The 22,999-nt window shown below is 43.3% G+C and carries 19 protein-coding genes and 1 pseudogene; 14 read left to right on the top strand and 6 right to left on the bottom strand.

What is annotated here, in order from left to right:
- The 3 genes from feoB to PSE69_RS17015 all read left to right on the top strand — a co-directional run.
- Nucleotides 1-2,084: Fe(2+) transporter permease subunit FeoB (gene feoB, locus PSE69_RS17025; protein ID WP_272675297.1), on the top strand; the 2,084-nt coding region annotated here is incomplete at its 5' end.
- Nucleotides 2,085-2,096: 12 nt separating this feature from the next.
- A complete protein-coding gene (locus tag PSE69_RS17020; RefSeq protein WP_036942244.1) occupies nucleotides 2,097-2,348 on the top strand; it encodes a FeoC-like transcriptional regulator in 252 nt (83 codons plus the stop codon).
- Between the two features lie 94 nt (nucleotides 2,349-2,442).
- Complete coding sequence (locus tag PSE69_RS17015; protein ID WP_042117029.1) at nucleotides 2,443-3,729, top strand: hypothetical protein; 1,287 nt, start codon at nucleotides 2,443-2,445, stop codon at nucleotides 3,727-3,729.
- A gap of 44 nt (nucleotides 3,730-3,773) precedes the next feature.
- Here PSE69_RS17015 and bioH read toward each other — a convergent pair whose 3' ends face one another.
- Nucleotides 3,774-4,553 (bottom strand): pimeloyl-ACP methyl ester esterase BioH, encoded by a 780-nt coding sequence (bioH, locus tag PSE69_RS17010; protein WP_004923560.1) that lies wholly within the window; start codon nucleotides 4,551-4,553, stop codon nucleotides 3,774-3,776.
- A gap of 33 nt (nucleotides 4,554-4,586) precedes the next feature.
- Between bioH and PSE69_RS17005 the strand changes: the two genes are divergently transcribed.
- From PSE69_RS17005 to PSE69_RS16975, 7 genes are all read left to right on the top strand, one after another.
- Nucleotides 4,587-5,270, top strand: coding sequence for a DNA utilization protein GntX (locus tag PSE69_RS17005; protein WP_121875140.1), 684 nt, complete (start codon nucleotides 4,587-4,589; stop codon nucleotides 5,268-5,270).
- Between the two features lie 63 nt (nucleotides 5,271-5,333).
- Nucleotides 5,334-5,912 (top strand): Fe-S biogenesis protein NfuA, encoded by a 579-nt coding sequence (gene nfuA / locus PSE69_RS17000; protein WP_014657021.1) that lies wholly within the window; start codon nucleotides 5,334-5,336, stop codon nucleotides 5,910-5,912.
- 89 nt (nucleotides 5,913-6,001) lie between these two features.
- Nucleotides 6,002-6,325: a thiosulfate sulfurtransferase GlpE gene (gene glpE / locus PSE69_RS16995; protein ID WP_004923549.1), complete on the top strand. Its 324-nt coding sequence runs from the start codon at nucleotides 6,002-6,004 to the stop codon at nucleotides 6,323-6,325.
- 16 nt (nucleotides 6,326-6,341) lie between these two features.
- Complete coding sequence (gene glpG, locus PSE69_RS16990) at nucleotides 6,342-7,187, top strand: rhomboid family intramembrane serine protease GlpG (protein ID WP_014657022.1); 846 nt, start codon at nucleotides 6,342-6,344, stop codon at nucleotides 7,185-7,187.
- 30 nt (nucleotides 7,188-7,217) lie between these two features.
- Nucleotides 7,218-7,976, top strand: a complete 759-nt coding sequence (locus PSE69_RS16985) for a DeoR/GlpR family transcriptional regulator (RefSeq protein ID WP_004923543.1) — start codon at nucleotides 7,218-7,220, stop codon at nucleotides 7,974-7,976.
- Between the two features lie 294 nt (nucleotides 7,977-8,270).
- Nucleotides 8,271-9,779 (top strand): glycerol-3-phosphate dehydrogenase, encoded by a 1,509-nt coding sequence (gene glpD, locus PSE69_RS16980; protein WP_004923536.1) that lies wholly within the window; start codon nucleotides 8,271-8,273, stop codon nucleotides 9,777-9,779.
- Nucleotides 9,780-10,108: 329 nt separating this feature from the next.
- Complete coding sequence (locus PSE69_RS16975; RefSeq protein WP_121875139.1) at nucleotides 10,109-11,677, top strand: ATP-binding cassette domain-containing protein; 1,569 nt, start codon at nucleotides 10,109-10,111, stop codon at nucleotides 11,675-11,677.
- Between the two features lie 42 nt (nucleotides 11,678-11,719).
- On the opposite strand, the gene PSE69_RS16970 is transcribed toward PSE69_RS16975, so the two are convergent.
- The 3 genes from PSE69_RS16970 to PSE69_RS16960 are packed head-to-tail and all read right to left on the bottom strand — an operon-like array spanning nucleotide 11,720 to nucleotide 13,179.
- Nucleotides 11,720-12,214 carry a DUF2569 family protein gene (locus PSE69_RS16970; RefSeq protein ID WP_053110253.1) on the bottom strand — a complete coding sequence of 165 codons (495 nt, stop codon included), beginning with the start codon at nucleotides 12,212-12,214 and terminating at the stop codon, nucleotides 11,720-11,722.
- Nucleotides 12,215-12,227: 13 nt separating this feature from the next.
- A complete protein-coding gene (locus PSE69_RS16965) occupies nucleotides 12,228-12,587 on the bottom strand; it encodes a DUF488 domain-containing protein (RefSeq protein ID WP_004923526.1) in 360 nt (119 codons plus the stop codon).
- A 37-nt stretch (nucleotides 12,588-12,624) separates the two neighbouring features.
- A complete protein-coding gene (locus tag PSE69_RS16960) occupies nucleotides 12,625-13,179 on the bottom strand; it encodes a DUF2569 family protein (protein WP_004923523.1) in 555 nt (184 codons plus the stop codon).
- Between the two features lie 198 nt (nucleotides 13,180-13,377).
- Here PSE69_RS16960 and PSE69_RS16955 point away from each other — a divergent pair.
- Nucleotides 13,378-14,266 (top strand): annotated as a pseudogene (locus PSE69_RS16955) (DNA-3-methyladenine glycosylase 2).
- Between the two features lie 86 nt (nucleotides 14,267-14,352).
- Here PSE69_RS16955 and poxB read toward each other — a convergent pair.
- Nucleotides 14,353-16,077 (bottom strand): ubiquinone-dependent pyruvate dehydrogenase, encoded by a 1,725-nt coding sequence (gene poxB, locus PSE69_RS16950; RefSeq protein ID WP_121875138.1) that lies wholly within the window; start codon nucleotides 16,075-16,077, stop codon nucleotides 14,353-14,355.
- 1,105 nt (nucleotides 16,078-17,182) lie between these two features.
- Here poxB and proP point away from each other — a divergent pair.
- The 3 genes from proP to PSE69_RS16935 all read left to right on the top strand — a co-directional run bounded on the left by proP (nucleotide 17,183) and on the right by PSE69_RS16935 (nucleotide 20,554).
- A complete protein-coding gene (gene proP, locus PSE69_RS16945; RefSeq protein ID WP_004923504.1) occupies nucleotides 17,183-18,685 on the top strand; it encodes a glycine betaine/L-proline transporter ProP in 1,503 nt (500 codons plus the stop codon).
- A gap of 27 nt (nucleotides 18,686-18,712) precedes the next feature.
- Complete coding sequence (gene phrB / locus PSE69_RS16940; protein WP_121875218.1) at nucleotides 18,713-20,164, top strand: deoxyribodipyrimidine photo-lyase; 1,452 nt, start codon at nucleotides 18,713-18,715, stop codon at nucleotides 20,162-20,164.
- Between the two features lie 78 nt (nucleotides 20,165-20,242).
- Nucleotides 20,243-20,554 carry a monooxygenase gene (locus PSE69_RS16935; protein ID WP_014657028.1) on the top strand — a complete coding sequence of 104 codons (312 nt, stop codon included), beginning with the start codon at nucleotides 20,243-20,245 and terminating at the stop codon, nucleotides 20,552-20,554.
- A gap of 92 nt (nucleotides 20,555-20,646) precedes the next feature.
- Here PSE69_RS16935 and paaZ read toward each other — a convergent pair whose 3' ends face one another.
- A complete protein-coding gene (gene paaZ / locus PSE69_RS16930) occupies nucleotides 20,647-22,707 on the bottom strand; it encodes a phenylacetic acid degradation bifunctional protein PaaZ (RefSeq protein ID WP_121875219.1) in 2,061 nt (686 codons plus the stop codon).
- Between the last annotated feature and the right edge of the window lie 292 nt (nucleotides 22,708-22,999).

Here is a 22,999-nt window from a genome sequence, read left to right as displayed (position 1 = left end):
ATTTTATTTTAAGCGGCGAAGCCGATATGCTGATTAACGTCGTCGATGCCTCTAATTTAGAGCGCAACCTCTACCTCACTTTGCAATTAGTGGAGTTGGGAGTGCCTTGCATCATCGCACTTAATATGTTGGATATTGCACAAAGCCAACACATTGAGATTGATGTTGAAAAACTGCAACAGCAGTTGGGTTGCCCTGTCATTCCGTTGGTTTCAACCCGTGCTACAGGGATTGATAAACTCAAACAAGCGATTGATAAACATCCTCAGAACAATATGACAGCGCTGGTTGAATATCCGGCGGCCTTATTACAAGAGGTGGATTCACTCTCTGAGCAGATCTCGGCGCAGCAATTTAGTCAACAACAACGTCGTTGGTTAGCATTGCAGATACTCGAAGGCGATATTTATAGCCGCCAGCGCGCGAATATTACAGAAGCGCAATTGCAGGCCACTCAACAGCACTTAAAAGCTAGCTTAAATGAAGAGCCTGAACTGTTAATTGCCGATGCCCGCTACCAATCCATTGCAGCGATTTGTGAGAAATCCATCAATAACAGTGCCGCGGAACCCAACAAATTAACGCAATCCCTTGATAGACTCATCCTTAACCGCTGGCTTGGCGTTCCGATTTTTTTATTTGTCATGTACTTAATGTTCGTCTTGGCAATTAATATTGGTGGCGCTTTGCAGCCGTTCTTTGAAGGTGCCTCAGAAGCCATCTTTATCCATGGTATTCAGTGGGTAGGGGCGTATTTCAGTTTCCCTGATTGGCTCACCGTCTTCCTTGCACAAGGTATTGGTGGCGGTATCAATACCGTACTCCCTCTCGTACCGCAAATTGGTATGATGTACCTGTTTTTATCTGTCTTAGAAGACTCGGGCTATATGGCACGAGCCGCCTTTGTGATGGATAGATTAATGCAGGCCTTGGGCTTACCGGGTAAATCCTTCGTGCCATTAATTGTGGGTTTTGGTTGCAATGTTCCCGCCATTATGGGCGCACGTACGTTGGATGCACCTCGTGAGCGCCTCATTACCGTATTAATGGCTCCATTTATGTCTTGTGGTGCACGGCTCGCTATCTTCGCGGTATTCGCCTCCGCGTTTTTTGGGAAAAGTGGCGCAAGTATTGTTTTTTCACTCTATATCCTCGGAATTGTTGTCGCTATCTTAACGGGTTTGCTACTGAAACATACCTTAATGCGTGGTGAAGCCTCTCCCTTTGTGATGGAACTCCCGGTGTATCATGTGCCCCACTTAAAAACGCTGTTGATCCAAACTTGGCAGCGCCTAAAAGGCTTTGTGATCCGTGCTGGTAAAGTTATCGTGGTTGCCAGTATGTTTATCGGCGCTTTAAATAGTTTTTCCCTTTCAGGAAAACCTGTCGATAATATTAATGACTCCGCTCTTGCTTCCGTCAGTAAAGTGATTACCCCTGTTTTACAGCCTATCGGAGTGCATACTGATAACTGGCAAGCCACTGTTGGTTTGATTACTGGTGCGATGGCAAAAGAAGTTGTTGTAGGAACATTAAACACCCTCTACACCGCGGAAAATATCACAGCCGAGCCATTCGATGCCCAATCCTTTGATTTACTCGATGAGTTGGGGGATGCAGTCGCAGAAACTTGGGATAGTTTGAAAGAGACCTTTACCCTAAGTGCACTTTCTAATCCAATCGAGGCAAGTAAAGGCGATGGTGAAATGGCTTCTGGATCCATGGGCACCATGGCAGCCAAATTTGGTTCCGATATTGCCGCATACAGCTACCTTATTTTTGTCTTGCTGTATGTCCCTTGTGTTTCGGTCATGGGGGCTATCGCTCGTGAAACCAATAAAAGCTGGATGGCATTCTCCATTTTATGGGGGCTGAATGTGGCTTATAGCCTTGCGGCTCTGTTCTACCAAGCTGCAACTTTTAGCCAGCACCCGCAAAGCAGCTTAATTATTATTGTTGCAGTTATCATATTTAATCTTGTGCTGTTTACCTTATTGCGCCGAGCACGGAGCAGAGTAACACTGAATCTGGCAAATCAAACCGCCAAATCTTGTTCCGACTGCTCAGGCAAAGCCTGCCACTAACGGGGAATAACGATGGTCAGCTTGTTACAAATCAGGGATTTAATTGCACTGTATGGGCAAGCTGACCTCGACTTACTCAGCCAACGACTCCATGCCCCTAAATCACTTATCCAAGCGATGCTCGATAAACTAGTCGCAATGAACAAAATCGAAAAAGTCGATATAACAGCCTGTTTAACCGGAACAAGCTGTAAAGGATGCCCCGAAAGCAGTAATTGCTCACACCCTTTATATAAAATAAAGTCACCCCCGTTCTGTGAATGACTTACGCGACCTCGACAATGTCTCTTTTTTAAAGTTTTAATCAAATTACTCACTAAAATACATGACTTCATTCAGGTTAAAAGAGGAAGTATGTATGACAAGATTTGATAAAAGCCTATTTTTAAATAATACGCTTAATTACCTTCGTCAATTCGGCTATCAAGCAATCCCATCAGAAGTGAAATATAATTTAACCAAAGGCCTTACCGCTTATTTCCTCGTTACCTCAGTGAAAAATAGTGGTAACAGTTACATCAGCTTGTTATCGCGAGCGCAAGATTATCTTAATCGTACTCACTTAACTTCAAATAAAACCGATATCTCCCATGAATTACTCACAACAAGTATCAAAAAAGTACTTGATATCCAAAAACCCTTAGATGTGATTAAACGCTATCAAGACTATCATGCCAGCTCTAGCAAAATTGATCGCCGAGGTTTAGGCGTCAAACAATCACTCGCAACCCACCGAAAAGCAGATGTTGAAAGCAGCCAACATTTCAAAAAATATAGTGACAGCGTTCATCAATTAGCTGAACAATACTTTAATGCACTGAAAAATAAAGCACTTAAAAACGTTGATGAGCTCGACCCCTCATTAAATAAGGTTTTATTTAAAAAATTACTCAGCAGATACCCCAATAATTTATCAAAACTCATTACCAAATCCGATAAAAGCCTAATAGAGGCCTGCTTTAATACCGCTGCGGAACAAATGCGTTGCCCCAAGTTAAAGCAATATGACCAATTTATGGCAAAAAATGGATTTATCACAGCGAGTGAAACTGAGCTTAGCTATTTTTTTCAAATAAAAACGCCTGTTGAAATTAAACTAGGGTTACGTGAAGACGCCCGGCAGGCTGAAACAGGCAATAAAGAGACAGGGATACAAATTTTTGCCGGTAAAGATACATTAGCGGCCTATATCCGTAAAAATCCAGCAGATGATGTCACAACTTTCACCCTCTTTGACCCTAATGTCGGTGTTGAAAAATTCTATAGTATTGACGCCTTTCTTACGACGCTGATTAGCAAAGCTACGGCTTATAACCTTGAAAATGGCTATTCTACCGAAACATTGAAATACAAAAAGTTTTATTACCACCGACCACCCGCCGCCGACCAAGAACAAACGGCAACCCATCGTGCAAACCTTTTTGCGCCGTCCGCGCCACCACTCCCTTTTGAGCCTTCCGCCCCACCCGAGGCGTTGATGGCAGAAGACACGGTTGGCTCTACCAGCTCTGCCGTTCCTCCATCTTATGGCGAACTATTTCTAGGGGATAAATCCCCTTTAGCGCTCCATGACGCACATCTTTCTGGGCAGCACAACGCACCAGCTCCCCCTTATGCCCTATTTTCGCCTACCCAGCAACGTTAGTTTTATCATTTTACTCAGTGGCTTATTGCCACTGAGCTAATAGGTCACTCTTCCAATCGTGCCAGAAAGTCCAGTAAATATTCACAAAATTCATCTGGATGGGAAATGAAGGGTGCATGGGCGCTATGGCGCATCACAACAGAAGGTGAATTAGGATAACGTTCATCAAGTAATGTCGCGACTTTACGTGGCACCAAACCATCTAAGTAACCATAAAGACGTAAAAATGGCACGGTGAGAGCTTTAAGCTCCTCACGTAAATCTGTAATACGTAAAATTTCTAGCCCTGCATTTAGAATTTCCACTTTTGGCATAGGCTGCTCGAGCACCACAGATTTTAGCAATTTAGCATCTTGACGAGCGCTTTCAGTGCCTAACGTTTGCAATGCTAAAAAACGTTCGACTGTGCGCTGAAAATCTGTCGATAGTTGCTGTTCAAACCCAAGTAGCACCGTTGATTTTATCCCCGGCCAGCTCCCCTCATGAGCTTGAAAACAAGGTGATGAAGCGACCGTAATCAATCCTTTTACCTGCTGAGGATGGCTAAGTGCAATATGACTGGCGATTAATCCCCCCAGTGACCACCCGAGCCAAATAGCCTCTTTAGGCGCCTGTTGCCATAAAGTATCAGCCATCGCGGCTAAATTCATCGCATCAAACCCTTGGCTACGACCATAGCCAGGCATGTCAACTAAATGCAAACGAAAATGCGGTGAGATTCGCGGAATAATGGAACGCCACACTTCGGCATTCAGCCCCCATCCGTGCAGCAACACAAGATCTTGAGAACCTTCACCGATTGTCTCCCAGTACAACTGCGTCATGGTTACACTCTCTTTTTTCACAGGAATATGCTTATGCTAACAATGCAAGGTGCCTGTTGGCTATGCCAGCAGCCATTAAAATTAGTGGATCACGGGATTTGTGCGTTCTGCATAAAGTGCATCCCAACCATGTCAAATGTCTGCCATCGGTGCGCACTACCAGCCGAACAAGGCCACATCCTATGTGGTCGCTGCTTAATTCAGCCGCCTGCGTGGCATCGGTTAATCGCTGTTAGCCCCTATCAAGCCCCTTTACGTAAATTAATCCATCGTTATAAGTTTAACCCACAGCCTCAATTAGCTTTCACGCTTGCTAAAGTGTACGCATTACATTGGCTTAATGGTTATCGCCAGCAGCTTTGGCCTAAGCCTGATAGGCTTTTGACAATCCCTTCACACCCTAAGCGGCTATGGTTACGTGAATTTGACCACATTGCTTTTATCGGTGAATATTTAGCCAAGTGGTTAAATATTGCCTATTCACGAAATTCATTATTGCGCACTCGTGATACACTGGCTCAGATAACATTAAAACGTAAACACCGCCACAGCAATCTTAATGGCGCATTTACCCTAACAACCCCTGTCATAGGGCAGCACGTCGCTATTTTTGATGATGTGCTGACGACAGGCGCGACGATGCAAGCCGCGGCACAATTGCTGATTTGTGCGGGTGTAGAGACAGTACAGGCTTGGTCACTCTGTCGCACCTTGTAGGAATGGGGCAAATGGGCGTATTATAACCAACTAAAGCGGTCAACTATTATTGAGCAAATGATTATGATTAATATTACTGAAGCAGCACAGGCTCATTTTGCCAAATTACTGGAAAACCAAGAGCCAGGCACCCAAATTCGCGTGTTTGTCATCAACCCAGGCACACCTTCTGCTGAATGTGGCGTTTCCTATTGCCCACCGGACGCTGTTGAAGCAACAGACCAAGAATTGAAATTTGAGCGCCTATCCGCTTATGTTGATGAGATCAGCGCACCATTCTTAGAAGACGCAGAAATTGATTTCGTGACAGATCAGTTGGGTTCACAACTGACGCTCAAAGCGCCTAACGCAAAAATGCGCAAAGTCTCTGATGACGCACCTCTTATCGAACGTGTTGAGTATGTTTTACAATCACAAATTAACCCACAACTTGCAAGCCATGGCGGTCGTGTCTCACTGATGGAGATCACTGATGACGGCTTTGCTATTTTACAGTTTGGTGGCGGTTGTAACGGCTGTTCAATGGTCGATGTCACATTAAAAGAAGGGATTGAAAAAGAACTTCTCAAAATGTTTGAAGGCGAGCTAAAAGGTGTTAAAGATCTTACTGAGCACCAACGTGGTGAGCATTCGTTCTACTAATTGTTCACCTAAACTTGCTAATCTGACGGCGCCCGTATCTTATTGCGGGTGTCTTTTATTATTTCATCACCTTTATAATTCGGTATTTTATGGAACAATTTGAGACGCTAACGCCTGCACAGGCATACCAACATTGGGTTGATGGCACCGCGATATTAGTGGATGTTCGTGACCCACAAAGCTTCCGTGCGGGGCACGCAAGTGGCGCCTATCATTTGACCAATGAAACACTGAGCGCATTTTTAGCACAAACAGACTATGAGCAGACCATCATGGTGATGTGTTATCACGGTCATAGCAGCCAAGGAGCTGCACAGTACTTAATTAATATTGGCTTCGAATCCGTCTACAGTATCAATGGTGGTTTTGAGGCTTGGTTGAGGGAATATCCACAAGCCGTTACGGCTCTCTAAGCGAGAAAATCCATTCATGATCCATGTTGTTTCATTCACAAATCCCAGAATGGCTCAGGCTTTTGTCGATTATATGGCAAGCCAACATATCGAATTAAAAGTCCATCCTGTTCCAGAGCAGCAGCAAATAGAGCTTTGGCTTCAAGATGAGCAATATCTCGCAAAAGTACAGCAAGAGCTTAACCTTTTTTTGCAAGATCCATCAAACCCCCGTTATACCGAAGCAAGCTGGAAAATAGGTAACACCCAAACCGCGTTTAAATATCGCAACACTTTGACCTTGGCTAATCTCAAAGCACAATCAGGTCCTTTAACCATCGCCGTCATACTGATCTGTGCTGGCGTTTATTTTTGGTTAGCCATAACCCAGCACCTTGATGTGCTACGTTATCTTGCATGGCCACGGGAAGGGCAGCAATTTGAACTTTGGCGGTGGTTTAGCCCTGCATTCGTTCAATTTTCCCTATCTCAGCTCATTTTTAACCTCGTTTTGTGGTGGTATTTAGCTAGCCAAGTTGAACGTAGGCTAGGCTCCGGTAAATTACTAACGATCTTTTTAGTATCTGCCTTATTCTGTAATTGGGGGCAATCGCTGTATAGTGCATCTAATTTTGGTGGACTATCTGGGGTTGTCTACGCGCTGATCAGCTACGTTTGGCTAATGGGTGAACGTCAACCCGAAAAAGAGGTCAGTGCTCCGAGAGGGTTAATCATTCTAGTTGTTGTTTGGCTCGTGTTAGGTAACTTAGAAATTTTAGGTCCTGATATCGCAAATGCCTCACATATATCGGGGTTAATTATCGGATTATTGATGGGAATATGGGATAATCGACATACTTTTACATCCCATCGCTCCAGATAGAACATACATATTTAGTTAGAGGCTAACACCGTGAAACAGACCCAGAGACATGATGCAATCATCGAACTCGTTCGCCTTCAGGGCTATGTGAGCACTGAAGAGCTTGTTGAGCATTTCGAGGTTAGCCCTCAGACGATCCGTCGTGACCTCAACGACCTCGCAGAACAAAATAGGATCCAGCGCCACCATGGTGGTGCAGCCCTGCCTTCTAGCTCGGTTAATGCGGCCTATCACGACCGTAAAATCATGTGGTCAAATGAAAAAGCTCGCATTGCTCAACGCGTTGCCAGCCAGATCCCTGATGGTGCAACCTTATTTATCGATATCGGTACAACCCCTGAAGCCGTGGCTCATGCACTGGTGAATCATAAAAATCTACGGGTCGTGACCAACAACCTAAACGTCGCCACACTGCTAATGCCAAAAGAAGACTTCCGCTTGATCCTCGCGGGTGGCGAAGTACGCTCACGCGATGGCGGCATTGTTGGTGAGGCAACTCTGGATTTTATCTCACAATTTAGGCTGGATTACGGTATCTTAGGGATCAGCGGCATTGATATGGATGGTTCACTACTTGAGTTTGATTATCACGAAGTGCGCACCAAACGCGCAATTATCGAAAACTCACGTTGTGTGATGCTAGTCACTGACCACTCAAAATTTGGTCGTAATGCCATGGTCAACCTCGGCAATATGAATCTGATCGATCATTTATTTACCGACAAGCTACCACCTGAAAGCATTCAAAAAGTGATTGAACAGCACAATGTACAGCTCGAGCTGTGCTAATACTTTAATCTAGATGGTAGTATCGGCTACCATCTTTCCTTTCCTACCAAACTTAACCTTTTCGTTAACCCTCTCGATAACGCTCTCAATGACATTCTTTCGTTAATGTTCGAACATTTTCACTTTGTAAAAATAGTCACAGTATATGTGTGGTTATTGAAAATAATTTGTTACCTTTATCACGAGTTGTTGTTTTTTGTTGGTTAACAGTTGGCATATTAATCGATTTTGATTACAATCAAATGAGCGAAAACGAACATTATAGAAAACGTTTCGAACATCTCAGGGGGATGCATGGAAACTAAAGACTTGATTGTAATCGGCGGCGGTATAAACGGCGCTGGTATCGCGGCAGATGCCGCTGGCCGTGGATTATCTGTATTGCTGCTTGAAGCTCAAGACTTAGCAAGTGCGACATCATCTGCGAGTTCAAAACTGATCCACGGTGGTTTACGTTATCTTGAGCATTATGAATTTCGCCTTGTGAGTGAAGCACTTGCTGAACGCGAGGTGTTATTAAAACTTGCGCCACACATTGCGTTTCCAATGCGCTTCCGTCTGCCGCACCAACCTCACTTACGCCCAGCTTGGATGATCCGTATTGGCTTATTCCTGTATGATCACTTGGGTAAACGTACCAGCTTGCCCGGCAGTAAAGGGTTAAAATTTGGTCAAAATTCCGTCCTTAAGCCAGAACTTAACAAAGGTTTCGAATACTCAGACTGTTGGGTCGATGATGCGCGTTTGGTTGTATTAAACGCTCAAGAAGTGGTACGTAAAAATGGTGAGGTTCGCACACGTACAAAAGTCACTCGAGCCTATCGTGAAGATGGCTTATGGGTGGTTGAAGCAGAAGACCTGCGCACTGGTGAAAAAGAAACTTGGAAGGCGAAAGGTTTAGTTAACGCTACTGGCCCATGGGTAAAAGAGTTCTTTGACGATGGTTTGAAACTCAAATCACCTTATGGCATTCGTCTTATCAAAGGTAGCCATATTGTTGTGCCTCGCGCTCATGATGAGCCACAAGCTTATATTTTACAAAATGAAGACAACCGTATTGTGTTTGTGATCCCTTGGATGGATGAATTTTCCATTATCGGCACCACCGATGTCGAATACAAAGGCGATCCAAAAAATGTTCGTATTGATGACAATGAAGTGAACTACTTACTAAAAGTCTATAACGATCATTTCAAAAAACAGTTGAGCAAAGCGGATATTGTTTGGGATTACTCAGGGGTTCGTCCATTATGTGACGATGAGTCTGATTCACCACAAGCCATTACACGTGACTACACACTCGATATTCACGATGAAAATGGCAAAGCACCGCTGCTGTCTGTTTTCGGCGGTAAATTAACCACTTATCGTAAACTCGCAGAAGCGGCTGTCGGTAAACTTGCGCCTTACTACCCAAATGCAGGTGCAGCATGGACTAAAAATGGTGTGCTGCCTGGCGGTGACATTGAAGGTTGTGATCGTGATGGTTATGCACGCTTACTACGTCAACGTTACAATTGGCTACCAGAAGGCCTTGCTCTACGTTTTGCAAGAACATACGGCAGTCAAAGCAAGTTGATCCTCGAAGGCGCTAACTCACTCAGCGATCTTGGCGAAGCATTCGGTCATAACGTCTATGAAGCAGAGCTACGTTACTTAGTCGAACATGAGTGGGTTACTGAATTAGATGACGCTATCTGGCGTCGTACCAAATTGGGCATGTGGCTGAACGAAAGTGAAAAACAGCGCATCGCACAATGGTTGGCAGAGCATGTGAACGTCGCTCAACCAGCCACAGTTTAGTTGTAAAAATCTCGTTGGCAATGCACCAAAAGCCAGTCGGTTTATCATCGGCTGGCTTTTCTTTTGGAATTTATACTGACCCATAGAGCACAATACCTACTACTTTATCAGTTGCCTAAACGCATAGAGTTTGATTAAATAATCAAATCACTCTTTCTTCCACCTAACTAAAGGTATTCCCCGACGATGATTTGAGATCTGCCAGAAAATGCTTACAGATACCCAACACGGTATTTCTTTTTCTGTTTTTGGCAGACAATGGTCATCAATCGTCTCATTTCTTGAAAGATAGCACGCTGTTGTCTGCCCCCTGCTCTCAGGAGGTGCACATGACTGTTGCTTGTCATTTTTCACAACTTAATATCGAATTTCACCAAACAGCGCTTTTTCCCCCCTTAAATGGCTCCTTGATATGCCAAAAAAATGCGTTAATTGGCAACAATGGCAAAGGAAAGTCTGTATTAATGCGGCTACTTGCTCAACAAATGCAACCAACCTCAGGCTACGTTAGTTGGGCGATGCCTTTTATGCACGTTGACCAGCTCACACGCTTAGAAGGAGATACCATCGCAGACGCTTTAGGTGTTAGCCCCTTGGTCGATGCATTTACAAGAGTCGATTCGGGTAATGCGACTATGGAGGACTTAGAGCTATTGGAAGATAAATGGCACTTACCTGCCATTTGGCAGAGCTTATTGGACTCAGCCAAATTACCCGTGATGATAGATGCTCCAATTAATCACTTAAGTGGTGGTGAGCAAACTCGTCTTGCATTATGTCGAGCCTTCTTACATAAAGACCATTTTCTGTTATTAGATGAACCCGATAACCACCTTGACCATGAGGGTCGCCAGTGGCTAAGCAATAAATTGGCAGAACATAAAGCAGGCTCTTTGGTTATTACTCATAACCGAGCTTTACTGGCTCATATGCAAATGATTTTTGAGTTAACCGATAAAGGGCTACATGAATATGGCGGCAACTATGCCCTTTATGAAGAACAAAAACATTTTGCTATGGCAGCCATTGAGGCCAAAACCGAACGGCTAGACAACCAAATCCGCCTAGAAAAACGCCAACAACACGCCACGTTGCAAAAAGCAGAGCAACGACGCAAACAAGGCGAAAAAGTTCGTTATAGTGGCTCTCAGTCCTTATTGCTACTGGATATGCAAACCAATCGTGCGCAAAAAAGACAATCTAACGTGGCTGAACGCCATCAGCGTGTTATGAACGATTTACAAGGCCAATTACAGGACGTACAAGACAAACAGATCCATAATAAACAACAGAAAATGACGTTAAATTACCAGCCAGATGGTCGTAAGGTCACGATTTTTGCCTCCCAGCTACAACTGCCTTATGGCTACACGGAGCCTGTTTCTTTCACTGCCTATACAGGGGAACATTGGCACATTAAAGGCCGTAATGGCAGCGGTAAATCAACATTGTTAAAAACCCTTGCGGGGATGATTACTGCGGTATCCGGAGAATACCGAATTAACCCTGCATTTTGTTATCTCGATCAACATCTCAATTTATTGGATAAAACCCTCCCCGTCGCGGAAGCGCTACAACGCTATCAACCTGCATTTACCGTTGAACAATGGCGCACCCAATTGGGCATGCTCAGGATCCGAGGGGATAAGTCACTCCAACCACTTAGCCAACTTAGCGGTGGTGAACAACTAAAAGCGACGCTATTAGCGCTAACCCATAGCCCAACCCCCCCTGCGGTATTGTTACTGGATGAACCTGATAACCACCTTGATTTAGATTCAAAAACACTATTGGAAGGATTACTCAGCGACTACAAAGGCACGCTTTTTTTGGTGTCGCATGATGAGACTTTTGTCGAACAATGTGGGATGACCAATGAATTAGTGCTGGCAAATTAACCTTTTTATGCCGTTGGCTGCCTACTGGCAGCCAACGAGCGACTAGTGAATAAACGTCTGCTTGACTCTATCTGACATCAAAACATAGGGGATCCAGATAAAGCAGTAGAAACAGCTATTTACCACATTAATAATGTAGCTATACTCAATTTCAATGCCAAAAATATTTGGGAAAACAAAGCGCGAAACAACAACCATCACGGTATAAAATAGCATCGAGATAATAAATAAAGGTTTCGCGATTTTTAGGCCTTTGAGGGCTGCGATAACGTTCCACGCCAACAAAACTATCAATATACCTTGGGCCATTTGTAGCATATAAAAAGCGTTTGAAAACCCATCGACATAAAAATCAGATTGCTCATTCGTCACAAGGTGCCAAGCTGATTTAACTTGCAGGATATCTAAGTACATCATGATGATAGTCTGATAAAGCATATAAAACAGACCCAGCATAGGTAAAATAAGCCATCCTCTAATGCCTTGTAGTGGTGTTTTTTGAGGGCCCGTTAAGACTGCGGGTGTGTTGACATCCATCTGATTAATAACCTTATTCTTGTGACTTAATACAGCGTTCTAAATATGCTTTCAATACGTGTGCCTGATTATGCACCTTATCTTTAGCACTATACAGCAAGGTGAGATTGCCTAGCTTCGCTTTCTCTACAAGAGGCATCCAAGCCGCTGAATGATGACTTAATTCTTGATGATAGTCTTCAACAAATTTATCGAATTGGTCAGGATGTTGATGAAACCATTTACGTAACTCATTGGATGGCGCAACGTCTTTATTCCATTCATCATAATCGAGCGCGACTTTTTTTATCCCTCTTGGCCATAACCTATCAACCAATACACGGTATCCATCTTCAGACGAAACGGCATCATAGACTCTTTTACAGTAAATCATGCACCCTCACATTTGCGATATTCAGTATCGCTATTACTTAATTAACAAACGTATTTTTTACCCTGACAGAAACTAAGAAATATAAGCCCCAAATAAAGAGGCGTATCCCACTACCGACAATATCTACAATATCTTCATCCTCTGCTGATATTGAGAATAATGAACTCAATAAAACGACACTTGCTATGGATAGTATGAAGTCACTCGCGTAAAAGAGAATAATGACTTTAATCGCCAATTTTTTCTTATAAATAAAGAGATAACATACGAATAACAATAAGCCATAAATCAATGCACTCGAGAGTAAGTTAAAATATATGAACTCCCTAGCCATTGGAATAAATGATAATGACGTAGGGTCAGTCATCTTCTCCAAACCTTCTAGCTGCTCTGGAAGGTCTTTCAATAAAGTATAAGGAGTGATAATTAGCGTAAGAAATAATCCTAACATAGGGATTAGTAGCCATCCCCCAAAACCGACGGGTTCAGAAGAAAGAGGCTCATTTTCAACCGTTACTGATGGGCAATCCGTTTTTTGATCTGAACCCTCATTAATTTTACTTGAGGAGAGATGTTCTTCAGATTGGTTCATGGCTAGCTCCTTGCTTTTTAGTTTAACCTCAATGCAAATAGTTAACTTAAATGGAAAATTTATTTTATATAAATCTAACGCTTTTCGATTAAAATATCACCTTTGAATTAAAAATTATCAAAGCCAAAATACGAAAAATATCAAAATAACCTCATATTTTTTGTCCATAAAAATAATAATCCCGATAAGGCCTACTCTATGCCAAAAATAACCGCCCAGCTGTCTCTACCTCCCCATTATCAGACGAATGACTTTTTCGCCTTTCATTTAAGAGATCAACATAATATTGCCGAAATTGTTGAAGGTAATTTATTACGCAAAGGTATATTGTGGGCGCCAATTACTTATTGAGATTGATAAAGACAAGGCACACATTACCCTTGATATTGATAACGCTAAAAATCGGCCCAGCGAATACGATGTTGTTGAACTAGGGAAACATATGCTCGGTTTACGGCAAGCCGTCGAACAGTTTGAAGCGGAATATTTATCACATCCCATTATCGGTAAGCTGATTAAGCAACAACAAGGTTTACGAATATATCAATCTTCAAGCCCATTTGAAGCATTAGTGTGGGCGATTATTGGCCAACAAATCAGTGTAACAGCCGCGATTGCAATACGTCGTCGCTTTATTCAAGCCACTGGTTCAAAACACTCATCGGGCATTTGGTGTTTTCCAGATGCACAGCAGGTGTCAAAAGTGACTGATGAATCACTACGCCAAGCTGGGTTTTCTACTGGTAAAATCATCGCCATACGAGCGCTTTGTCACGCACTGTTAAGTCAGCAAATCGACCTATCACAACCTATCAGCAACCATAATGTCACAATATTGACCGACCAATTAGTCAGCCTTAAAGGTATTGGCCCATGGACGGTAAATTATGCGCTTTTACGCGGTTTTAACTACCTCGATGGCTCGTTACATGGCGATGTGGCCGTGAGGCGCAATTTGCAGTCTCTACTTGGCGCAGAGAGCCAGCCTACAGCAAAAGAGACGGAAAAATGGTTAGAGGCATTTTCGCCATGGCGTGCCTTAGTTGCCGCTCATTTATGGCGTAGCCAATCGGCTGCGGGGTATTAATTCCCTCATACAGATAGCAGCCAACCCTAATTGGTTGGCTGCGTAAATTGCCTAATTCGGCAAAGCAGATCAGTCAAAATGACCGATTAACGTAACCAGTTGGTTTTCGCTAATTCAACAACTTCATCACCACGACCACTTAAAATGGCTTTGAGCATATATAGGCTAAAACCTTTTGCTTCTTGCAAATTAATTGTCGGTGGCATAGAAAGTTCTTGTTTTGCTGTGACAACATCAACAACAACAGGGCCATCATGAGCGAAAGCTTCCTTCAATGCGGCATCCACATCTTCACTCTTCTCAACGCGGATCCCTTTGATCCCAGCAGCATTGGCAACTGCCGCAAAATTAGGATTATGGAGATCAGTGCCTTCTGTTAAGAAGCCACCTACCTTCATTTCCATAGCGACAAAACCTAACACGCCGTTATTCAGAACAATGACTTTCACAGGTAAATTCATTTGTGCCAGTGACAACAGATCCCCCATCAACATACTAAAACCGCCATCACCACTCATGGTCACAACTTGACGTTGTTTATCGACAGATTGGATCCCCATCGCTTGCGGCATCGCATTTGCCATTGACCCATGATTAAACGAGCCAATCAAACGGCGTTTACCATTCATTTTTAAGTAACGAGCCGCCCATACCGTTGGTGTTCCCACATCACAGGTAAATACCGCGTCATCATTCGCCAATGCACTGATCCGGCTTGCTAAATATTGAGGGTGGATCACACCGTCTTTACCCGGTTTCGCTAAATCATCAAGACCTTCACGCGCTTCGGTATAATGTTTCAATGCGCTATCTAAGTGGTGCCTATCTTGTTTCACGTCTAAGTGCGGTTGCAATGCGGTCAAAGTGGCTTTAATGTCACCAATCATGCCCATATCGATATGGCAATGGGAGCCTAAGCTACCTGCATTAATATCGATTTGAATAATCTTAGCCCCTTGAGGATAGAATGGGCGATATGGGAACTGAGTACCCAGTAACACCACCGTATCGGCATTCATCATTGCATGGTAGCCGGATGAAAAACCAATCAGCCCCGTCATACCAACGCCATATGGGTTATCCCACTCAATGTGCTCTTTACCGCGTAGTGCATGCACGACTGGCGCTTTTAATGTTTCCGCCAGCTTAATCACTTCATCGTGTGCACCAGCACAGCCTGCCCCACAAAATAGGGTGATATTTTGTGCTTGGTTCAGTGCGTCCGCTAACTTCGCAATTTCAGCAAGCTGAGGCATGATCAACGGAGCTTGCGGCTGATACCATGTATCATTTGCTGTTTCCGGTGCTTCACGTAACGCAATATCTCCTGGCAGTACAATGACAGAGACACCTTTTTCTAGAATCGCTTTACGCATCGCAATCCCAAGCACTTGAGGAAGCTGCTCAGGGTTAGAGATCAGTTCGCAATAATGGCTACATTCGCGAAATAGCTCTGTTGGGTGCGTTTCTTGAAAGTAGTTACTACCGATTTCACTAGAAGGGATATGTGCAGCAATTGCTAATACAGGCACGCGATTACGATGGCAATCATACAACCCATTGATTAGGTGCATATTACCCGGACCACAAGAGCCTGCGCAAACGGCTAGCTTACCCGTCATTTGCGCTTCTGCACCTGCGGCAAATGCTGCAACTTCTTCGTGACGGGTGCCTAACCATTCGATTGTGCCAAGACGGCGTAAGCTATCACTCAGCCCATTGAGTGAATCACCCGTAACGCCCCAGATGCGCTTCACACCAGCATTATCTAGGACTTTCGCGACATAGGATGCAACTGTCTGTTTTTTCATAATGGCACTCTTTCCAGTCAGATTAGGTTAAAATATTCACAGAGCATCAAATCTATTTTCTCTGTAATACATCATCATTATTAAACCAATTTACGCACTTTAAACTTAGTGTAACGAATTAAATTTGCGGTTCCTACCGAGGAAAACAAATAGCTATTAAGAACAGAACAATCCTCCACTAATATCAAAAGAAGAATCTAGATACAGCATAAATTAAATATTCATTGTGCGCTGAAATATCAAAAAACAATAATATTAACAATTATTTAATAACCAGTCATAATAAGAGTATTTAATAAATAATATCGATAATGATAAGTAATTTGTTGATTATCCTAGAGGAGTAAAAATAAGATAAATAATTGTATTGGTTAAGGTGCCAGAATATTTAAATTGGTGATTGAAGTGCAAGAAGCTGGCATCAAAATAGAAATATTCACGAAATTCAAACCAGAAATAAGACTCAAAAATAGCTATCGATACATAACTCAAATTCCATACCCTCCATCGGATAAATGGTATGGTTTACCAATAGGTCAAACGCGATATTTTTGCGCGCTGCTGCATAACTCCCCCTCTTGTAAAAAATTTAAGATAAGCATCATATTATTAAGCATTAAACACATCGCAATTTTTTATTAAAAAACAACACACTAAGTATAAAAACCAATTAAGTATTTTTAGCAAGGTTAAAAAATTAATAAAGCCACTAAAATCAGCATAAATAACCGACATTTTACATTTAATCGATATTATTGTATTATTGATGACCTGTTTAAGTCACATAAAGGTTCTCATTTTGCTTTTTTTACAAAATGCACAACAACAAACTAGCTCACAACACTTCTCTATTCCCTGCTCTTCTCTGCGCAATTGTTAGCGGTGATTTTCCCCAAGTCGTCTTAGCAAATTCGATATGAAACACTCGTCATATTGATGATCTTTGCCAGTGATAAATAAAATATTGATGCATTCTACAGATAACGACTATTCTAATATAACGATCTCTGTTTTTATCTGGCGCGAGCAAGATATAGAGATATGGACCACACAGATCATGAATGCAATTCATTACGTTTCGAAATTCAGATAAAAGGATGGTTCCATGAAGTTCAAAAAGAAAAAAGAAAAGCCTTTAAATATTAATGATATTACTATCATTGATGATGGAAAATTAAAAAAAGCCATCACTGCGGCGTCGCTGGGTAATGCGATGGAGTGGTTTGACTTTGGGGTATACGGTTTCTTAGCCTATGTACTCGGTCAAGTTTTCTTCCCTGGCGCATCACCGAGCGTACAGATGATCGCCGCTCTAGCCACTTTCTCTGTTCCCTTCTTAGTTCGACCGCTTGGCGGTGTCGTCTTTGGTATCCTAGGGGATAAGTATGGCCGACAAAAAGTCTTAGCCGTCACCATTATCATTATGTCGATCAGTACTTTCAGTATCGGTTTGATCCCTTCATATGAGACTATTGGTATCTGGGCGCCTATCCTACTATTGTTAGCAAAACTCGCCCAAGGCTTCTCCGTGGGTGGAGAGTATTCAGGTGCAGCTATCTTTGTTGCCGAATACTCACCTGACCGTAAACGTGGTTTTATGGGAAGTTGGTTAGACTTTGGCTCTATCGCAGGTTTCGTGCTAGGTGCTGGTGTTGTGGTACTCATTTCAAGTATTGTTGGTGAAGAAAACTTCCACGAATGGGGCTGGAGGATCCCTTTCTTCCTTGCACTGCCTTTAGGTATCATTGGCCTGTATTTACGCCATGCACTTGAAGAGACCCCAGCATTCCAACAACACATTGAAACGCTCGAAAAACAAGATAAAGCCAATATTCAAAATCCACCGAAAGTCTCTTTCCGTGAAGTCGTTTCTAAATATTGGAAAAGTTTGATGATCTGCGTTGGTTTAGTTATCGCAACAAACGTGACTTACTACATGTTGCTGACTTATATGCCAAGTTACCTGTCGCATAACCTAAACTATTCTGCTGACCATGGTGTGCTGATCATCATTGCCATTATGATTGGTATGCTCTTTGTCCAACCAATTATTGGTTTAACCAGCGATAAAATTGGTCGCCGCCCATTCGTTATTGCGGGGAGTTTAGGTCTGATAGTGTTAGCCTATCCTGCCTTTATGCTCATTGATAGCGGCTCTGTTGGCTTGATTTTTGTTGGTTTGCTTATTTTAGCTGTGCTACTGAACTGTTTTACAGGGGTGATGGCATCAATTTTACCGGCTATTTTCCCAACGCACATTCGTTATAGCGCCCTCGCAATCGCCTTTAATATTTCAGTTTTGATTGCCGGTGCCACACCGACAGTAGCAGCATGGTTAGTTGAATCAACCAATAATCTGTATATGCCCGCCTTTTATTTAATGGTTATCGCCTTAATTGGCCTCTATACTGGTATTACTATGCCAGAGACCGCAAACAAACCATTAAGAGGGGCAACGCCTGCGGCATCTGATAGAGCAGAGGCGAAAGAGATCTTAAGCGAGCACTATGACAATATTGAACAGAAAGTTGAAGATATTGAACAACAGATCGCTGAGCTAGAGAAAAAGCGTCAGTCATTAATTAATCAGCACCCTAAATTGGATTAAACCTGATGTAAGGCAAAGGAGCAGAAGATGGCGAAAAAACAGGCTTGTCACCTAGTCTGGTTTCGTAATGACCTTCGTGTCACCGATAATAAAGCGCTGTCATCTGCTTGTGCTGATCCTGATGCTAAAGTGCTCGCCGTGTTTACGGCTACACCAGAACAATGGCGAGCACATCACCTCTCCTCTCGGCAAATCACCTTTTTGCATCAAAATCTCATTGCGCTTCGTGACTCGCTGGCCAAATTAAGCATCCCTCTGTTTTGCCAAACAACCCCCGATTTTTTAAGTGCCGCACAATGGGTACTGGATTTTGCTCAACAGCAGCAAGTTGACCACCTATATTTCAATCATCAATATGAACTCAATGAGCATAGGCGAGACGAATGGTTGATTCATCACCCACAACGCGCTTTCCGAGTGCATGCTTTTGATGATGCCTTACTATTACCACCAAAATCCGTCACAAATCAGAAAGGCGAAATGTACCAAGTGTACACTCCGTTTCGTCGAGCCTTTATTAGCCAATTAGTGACCACCGATTTTCGTTCCTTACCAGCACCTCAACCACGAGGGGAAGCACTTGCTATCGATGACCTATCACTCCCCTTGTTTGCGCATCACGCCGTCGATATTGCGCCACATTTCCCAGCGGGTGAATCAGCAGCACGACAACAACTCAGGCAATTTTGTCGCCTAAAAGTGCAGCATTACCAACAGCATCGCGATATTCCCTCAATTGAGGGTACTAGCCTGTTATCCCCATATTTGGCAATTGGGGTACTCTCACCACGGCAATGTTTAAATCGCCTGCTCGCTGAGTATCCACCGCTTTTTGATTCCCCAGATAGCGGGGCATTCACATGGCTTAATGAATTAATTTGGCGAGAGTTTTACCATCATCTACTCGTCGCTTTTCCACGCTTATGCCGCCACCAGCCTTTTATTGAATGGACCAACCACATTCAGTGGAATAGCTCCGATGCTGACTTTAAAGCGTGGCAGCTTGGGCAAACGGGATACCCCATCGTTGATGCTGCAATGCGACAACTCAATACCACAGGTTGGATGCATAATCGCTTAAGAATGATCACTGCGAGTTTTTTAGTGAAAGATTTACTGATTGATTGGCGACTCGGCGAACAATATTTTATGCAGCAATTAATTGATGGCACACTCGCGGCAAACAATGGAGGCTGGCAGTGGTCTGCTTCGACAGGTACTGATGCACAACCTTGGTTTCGTATTTTTAATCCAACCACTCAGGGTAAAAAATTTGACCCTAACGGTGCATTTATTCGCCAGTGGCTTCCAGAATTACAATCCGTACCCGATAAATATATTCACACACCGCATGAGTGGGCAGAGGCTAACCACGTTACTTTAGATTATCCCGCACCAATTGTTGACCATAAACAAGCACGTTTAGCCACATTAGCCGCTTTTGAAGCAGGAAAAAGCGATAGCGTAAAACACCATTAATTATCAAAGTAATAATTTCAGTTAGGGATTATACTGTCTACTACTCATCCATAGAACAAGCAAAAAATCGGAGTCGTTATGCAGGTGATTTTACAGGTCGATTTCCCTTATCAAGGCCCTTGGGGAGAGCAGATGGCTGATGCAATGAAAACATTAGCCGAGTCTATCAATGATGAACCTGGCTTTATCTGGAAAATTTGGACGGAGAACCCATCGACACAAAAGGCTGGAGGTATTTACCTGTTTGCGTCAGAAGAGCAAGCTCAAGCTTACTTACAAAAGCACAGTGCGCGGCTAAAATCCTTTGGTGTTCCTGAAGTCCGAGGGGAGATCTTTGCCGTCAATCATGCGCTTAGCCAACTGAACCAAGCGCACTTTATTCACAATTAATTTCTGACTGCTGATAAGAGGCTGGACAGCGGCTAGCCTCACCGCAACCTGCTATTGAATACGGGCGAATCATCCCCGTATCCGTTCAGCCGCTAAAAATCCCCTTCACGGCGCTCAACAAGCGTCAGAATACTGTATAAGGCAACGGCAACATTATTTTGATTGAAGACTTGAACATCCCATTCAACTACGCCATTTGGCTTATCTTCTGCCGTTTTTTGTGCTTTTTTAATCTTTTTCTTGCAAGTTAAACGCACTTGGATGGTATCACCAATTTTTACAGGCTCAATAAAACGTAAGTTTTCCATACCATAGTTGGCGATCACAGGACCGACTGCCGCATCAACAAATAAACCAGCCGCTGCTGATACAACAAAGTAGCCATGAGCCACTCGCTCACCAAATAATGATTGCGCAGCGCCAATTTTATCCATATGTGCATAGAAATGGTCACCACTTAAACAAGCGAAGTTGACTAAGTCTGCTTCCGACACCGTGCGTCTTGCCGTCAATAAGGTATCGCCAATGACTAAATCCTCAAAATACTTCCTAAATGGATGCACTTGATCCGTCACTACATCTGCACCACGGATCCACTGCTTGGTGACGGCAGTCAGCATAGAAGGACTACCTTGAATAGCCGTTCGCTGCATATAGTGTTTAACTGCCCTCAATCCGCCTAGCTCCTCGCCACCACCCGCGCGACCCGGGCCACCATGCACTAATAGTGGTAATGGTGAGCCATGCCCCGTTGATTCTGCCGCTGAGGCTTCATTCAGAATCAACATTCGACCATGTGCCCGTGCACTTCTACGGATAACATCTTGCGCTACTGAGGTGTCTGCCGTTACTAATGTACCCGCAAGGCTCCCTCCTCCCATAATGGCCAACTCAACCGCTTGGTCACTCGTCTCATAGCCAATCAATGTTGCAACCGGCCCAAATGCCTCCGTTTCATGGACGGCCTGATTAGTATAAGGATCGGCGCAATAGAGCAAGGTAGGCGGATAGAATGCCCCTTTTTGGCTATCGGCCCCCATCACATTCAGCTCTTGAAGATCCCCTCCACACAGGATTTCACAACCGTTTTGCTGTAAATACATAACCTTTTCATGAACATCATCACGCTGCTCTTGATTGATTAAAGCCCCCATGCGCACGCCTTCAACGGCAGGGTCACCGACAGTGATACCCGATAAGCGTTTTAATAATGCCTGTTTAACTGTTTCTAACTGGGGCTTCGACACAATGATACGACGGATTGCCGTACATTTTTGCCCTGCTTTCACCGTCATTTCACGGGTCACTTCTTTAATAAATAAAGAAAATTCAGGTTGTTCTGGAGTAACATCAACCCCAAGTATTGCGCAGTTAAGGGAGTCTGCTTCCATGGTGAATGGGATCGACTTTTCACGTAATCGAGGGTGAGATTTTAATTTTTGCCCTGTTGCTGCCGAGCCAGTAAAGGTCACCACATCCTCAAAATCGAGATATTCAAACATATCACCGATCCCCCCGCAGATTAGCTGAATAGCACCTTCAGGCACTAACCCACTTTCAACGATCAGGCGCACCATTGCTTGAGTAACTTGAGCGGAAGCCGTCGCAGGTTTAATAATCGCAGGCATCCCCGCTAGCCACGTTGGTGCCAATTTTTCTAGCATTCCCCAACAAGGGAAGTTAAATGCATTGATATGTAATGCCACACCATGGCGGGAAGTTAAAATATGGCGAGCAATAAATTGGCCTTGTTTCGATAGCGGGATCATCTCATCTTCGGGCCAAATCGTATCATCTGGCAACTCGCGATTTGCAAGCCCTGCAAAAGAGAAGAGTGTTGCGATCCCACCTTCAATATCAACCCAACTATCTGCTTTAGTCGCCCCTGTTTGTGCTGATATTTCATAAAGAGACGCTTTATGCTCTAGCAAATATTTAGCGACGGCTTTTAACATTTGGCCGCGCTGCTGGAAAGTCATGGCGGATAAAGCATCCCCGCCTTTTTTCCGACCGTAATCAAGACAATCAACCAGAGGTAAACCCGCAGTGGTAACCTCATATAACGCCTGCCCAGTCAATGCATGATAAATTTTGCGGCCTTCACCTTCACCATATAACCACTTCCCCGTTATATAACTTGTTAATTGCTGCATGGCATCTCTCCAAAATAAAAAACAACAAACACAAATATTAAATAAATATGTATCACAATATGGGCAGCGAATGCCAACCTCAATTTAACAAATTAAGAACAAAACTTATCCATTAGCTACTAACAAATAAAAACCACACTAATTTACATAAAATTAACCCTATGATTTAAATCAAGAAACTTAAATTGATTGTGAAGCCAATCGCAAAAGGAGAATAAATGAGATTGATTTTATTGTTAACGATTCCTAGCATTAATGTTAAATATTGTGATTCATTTTTTATTTTTATTTA

It is taken from the genome of Providencia sp. PROV122, from assembly GCF_028482365.1.
Classification (GTDB): Bacteria; Pseudomonadota; Gammaproteobacteria; order Enterobacterales; family Enterobacteriaceae; genus Providencia; species Providencia stuartii.
This window is presented reverse-complemented; position numbering and strand designations above follow the sequence as displayed.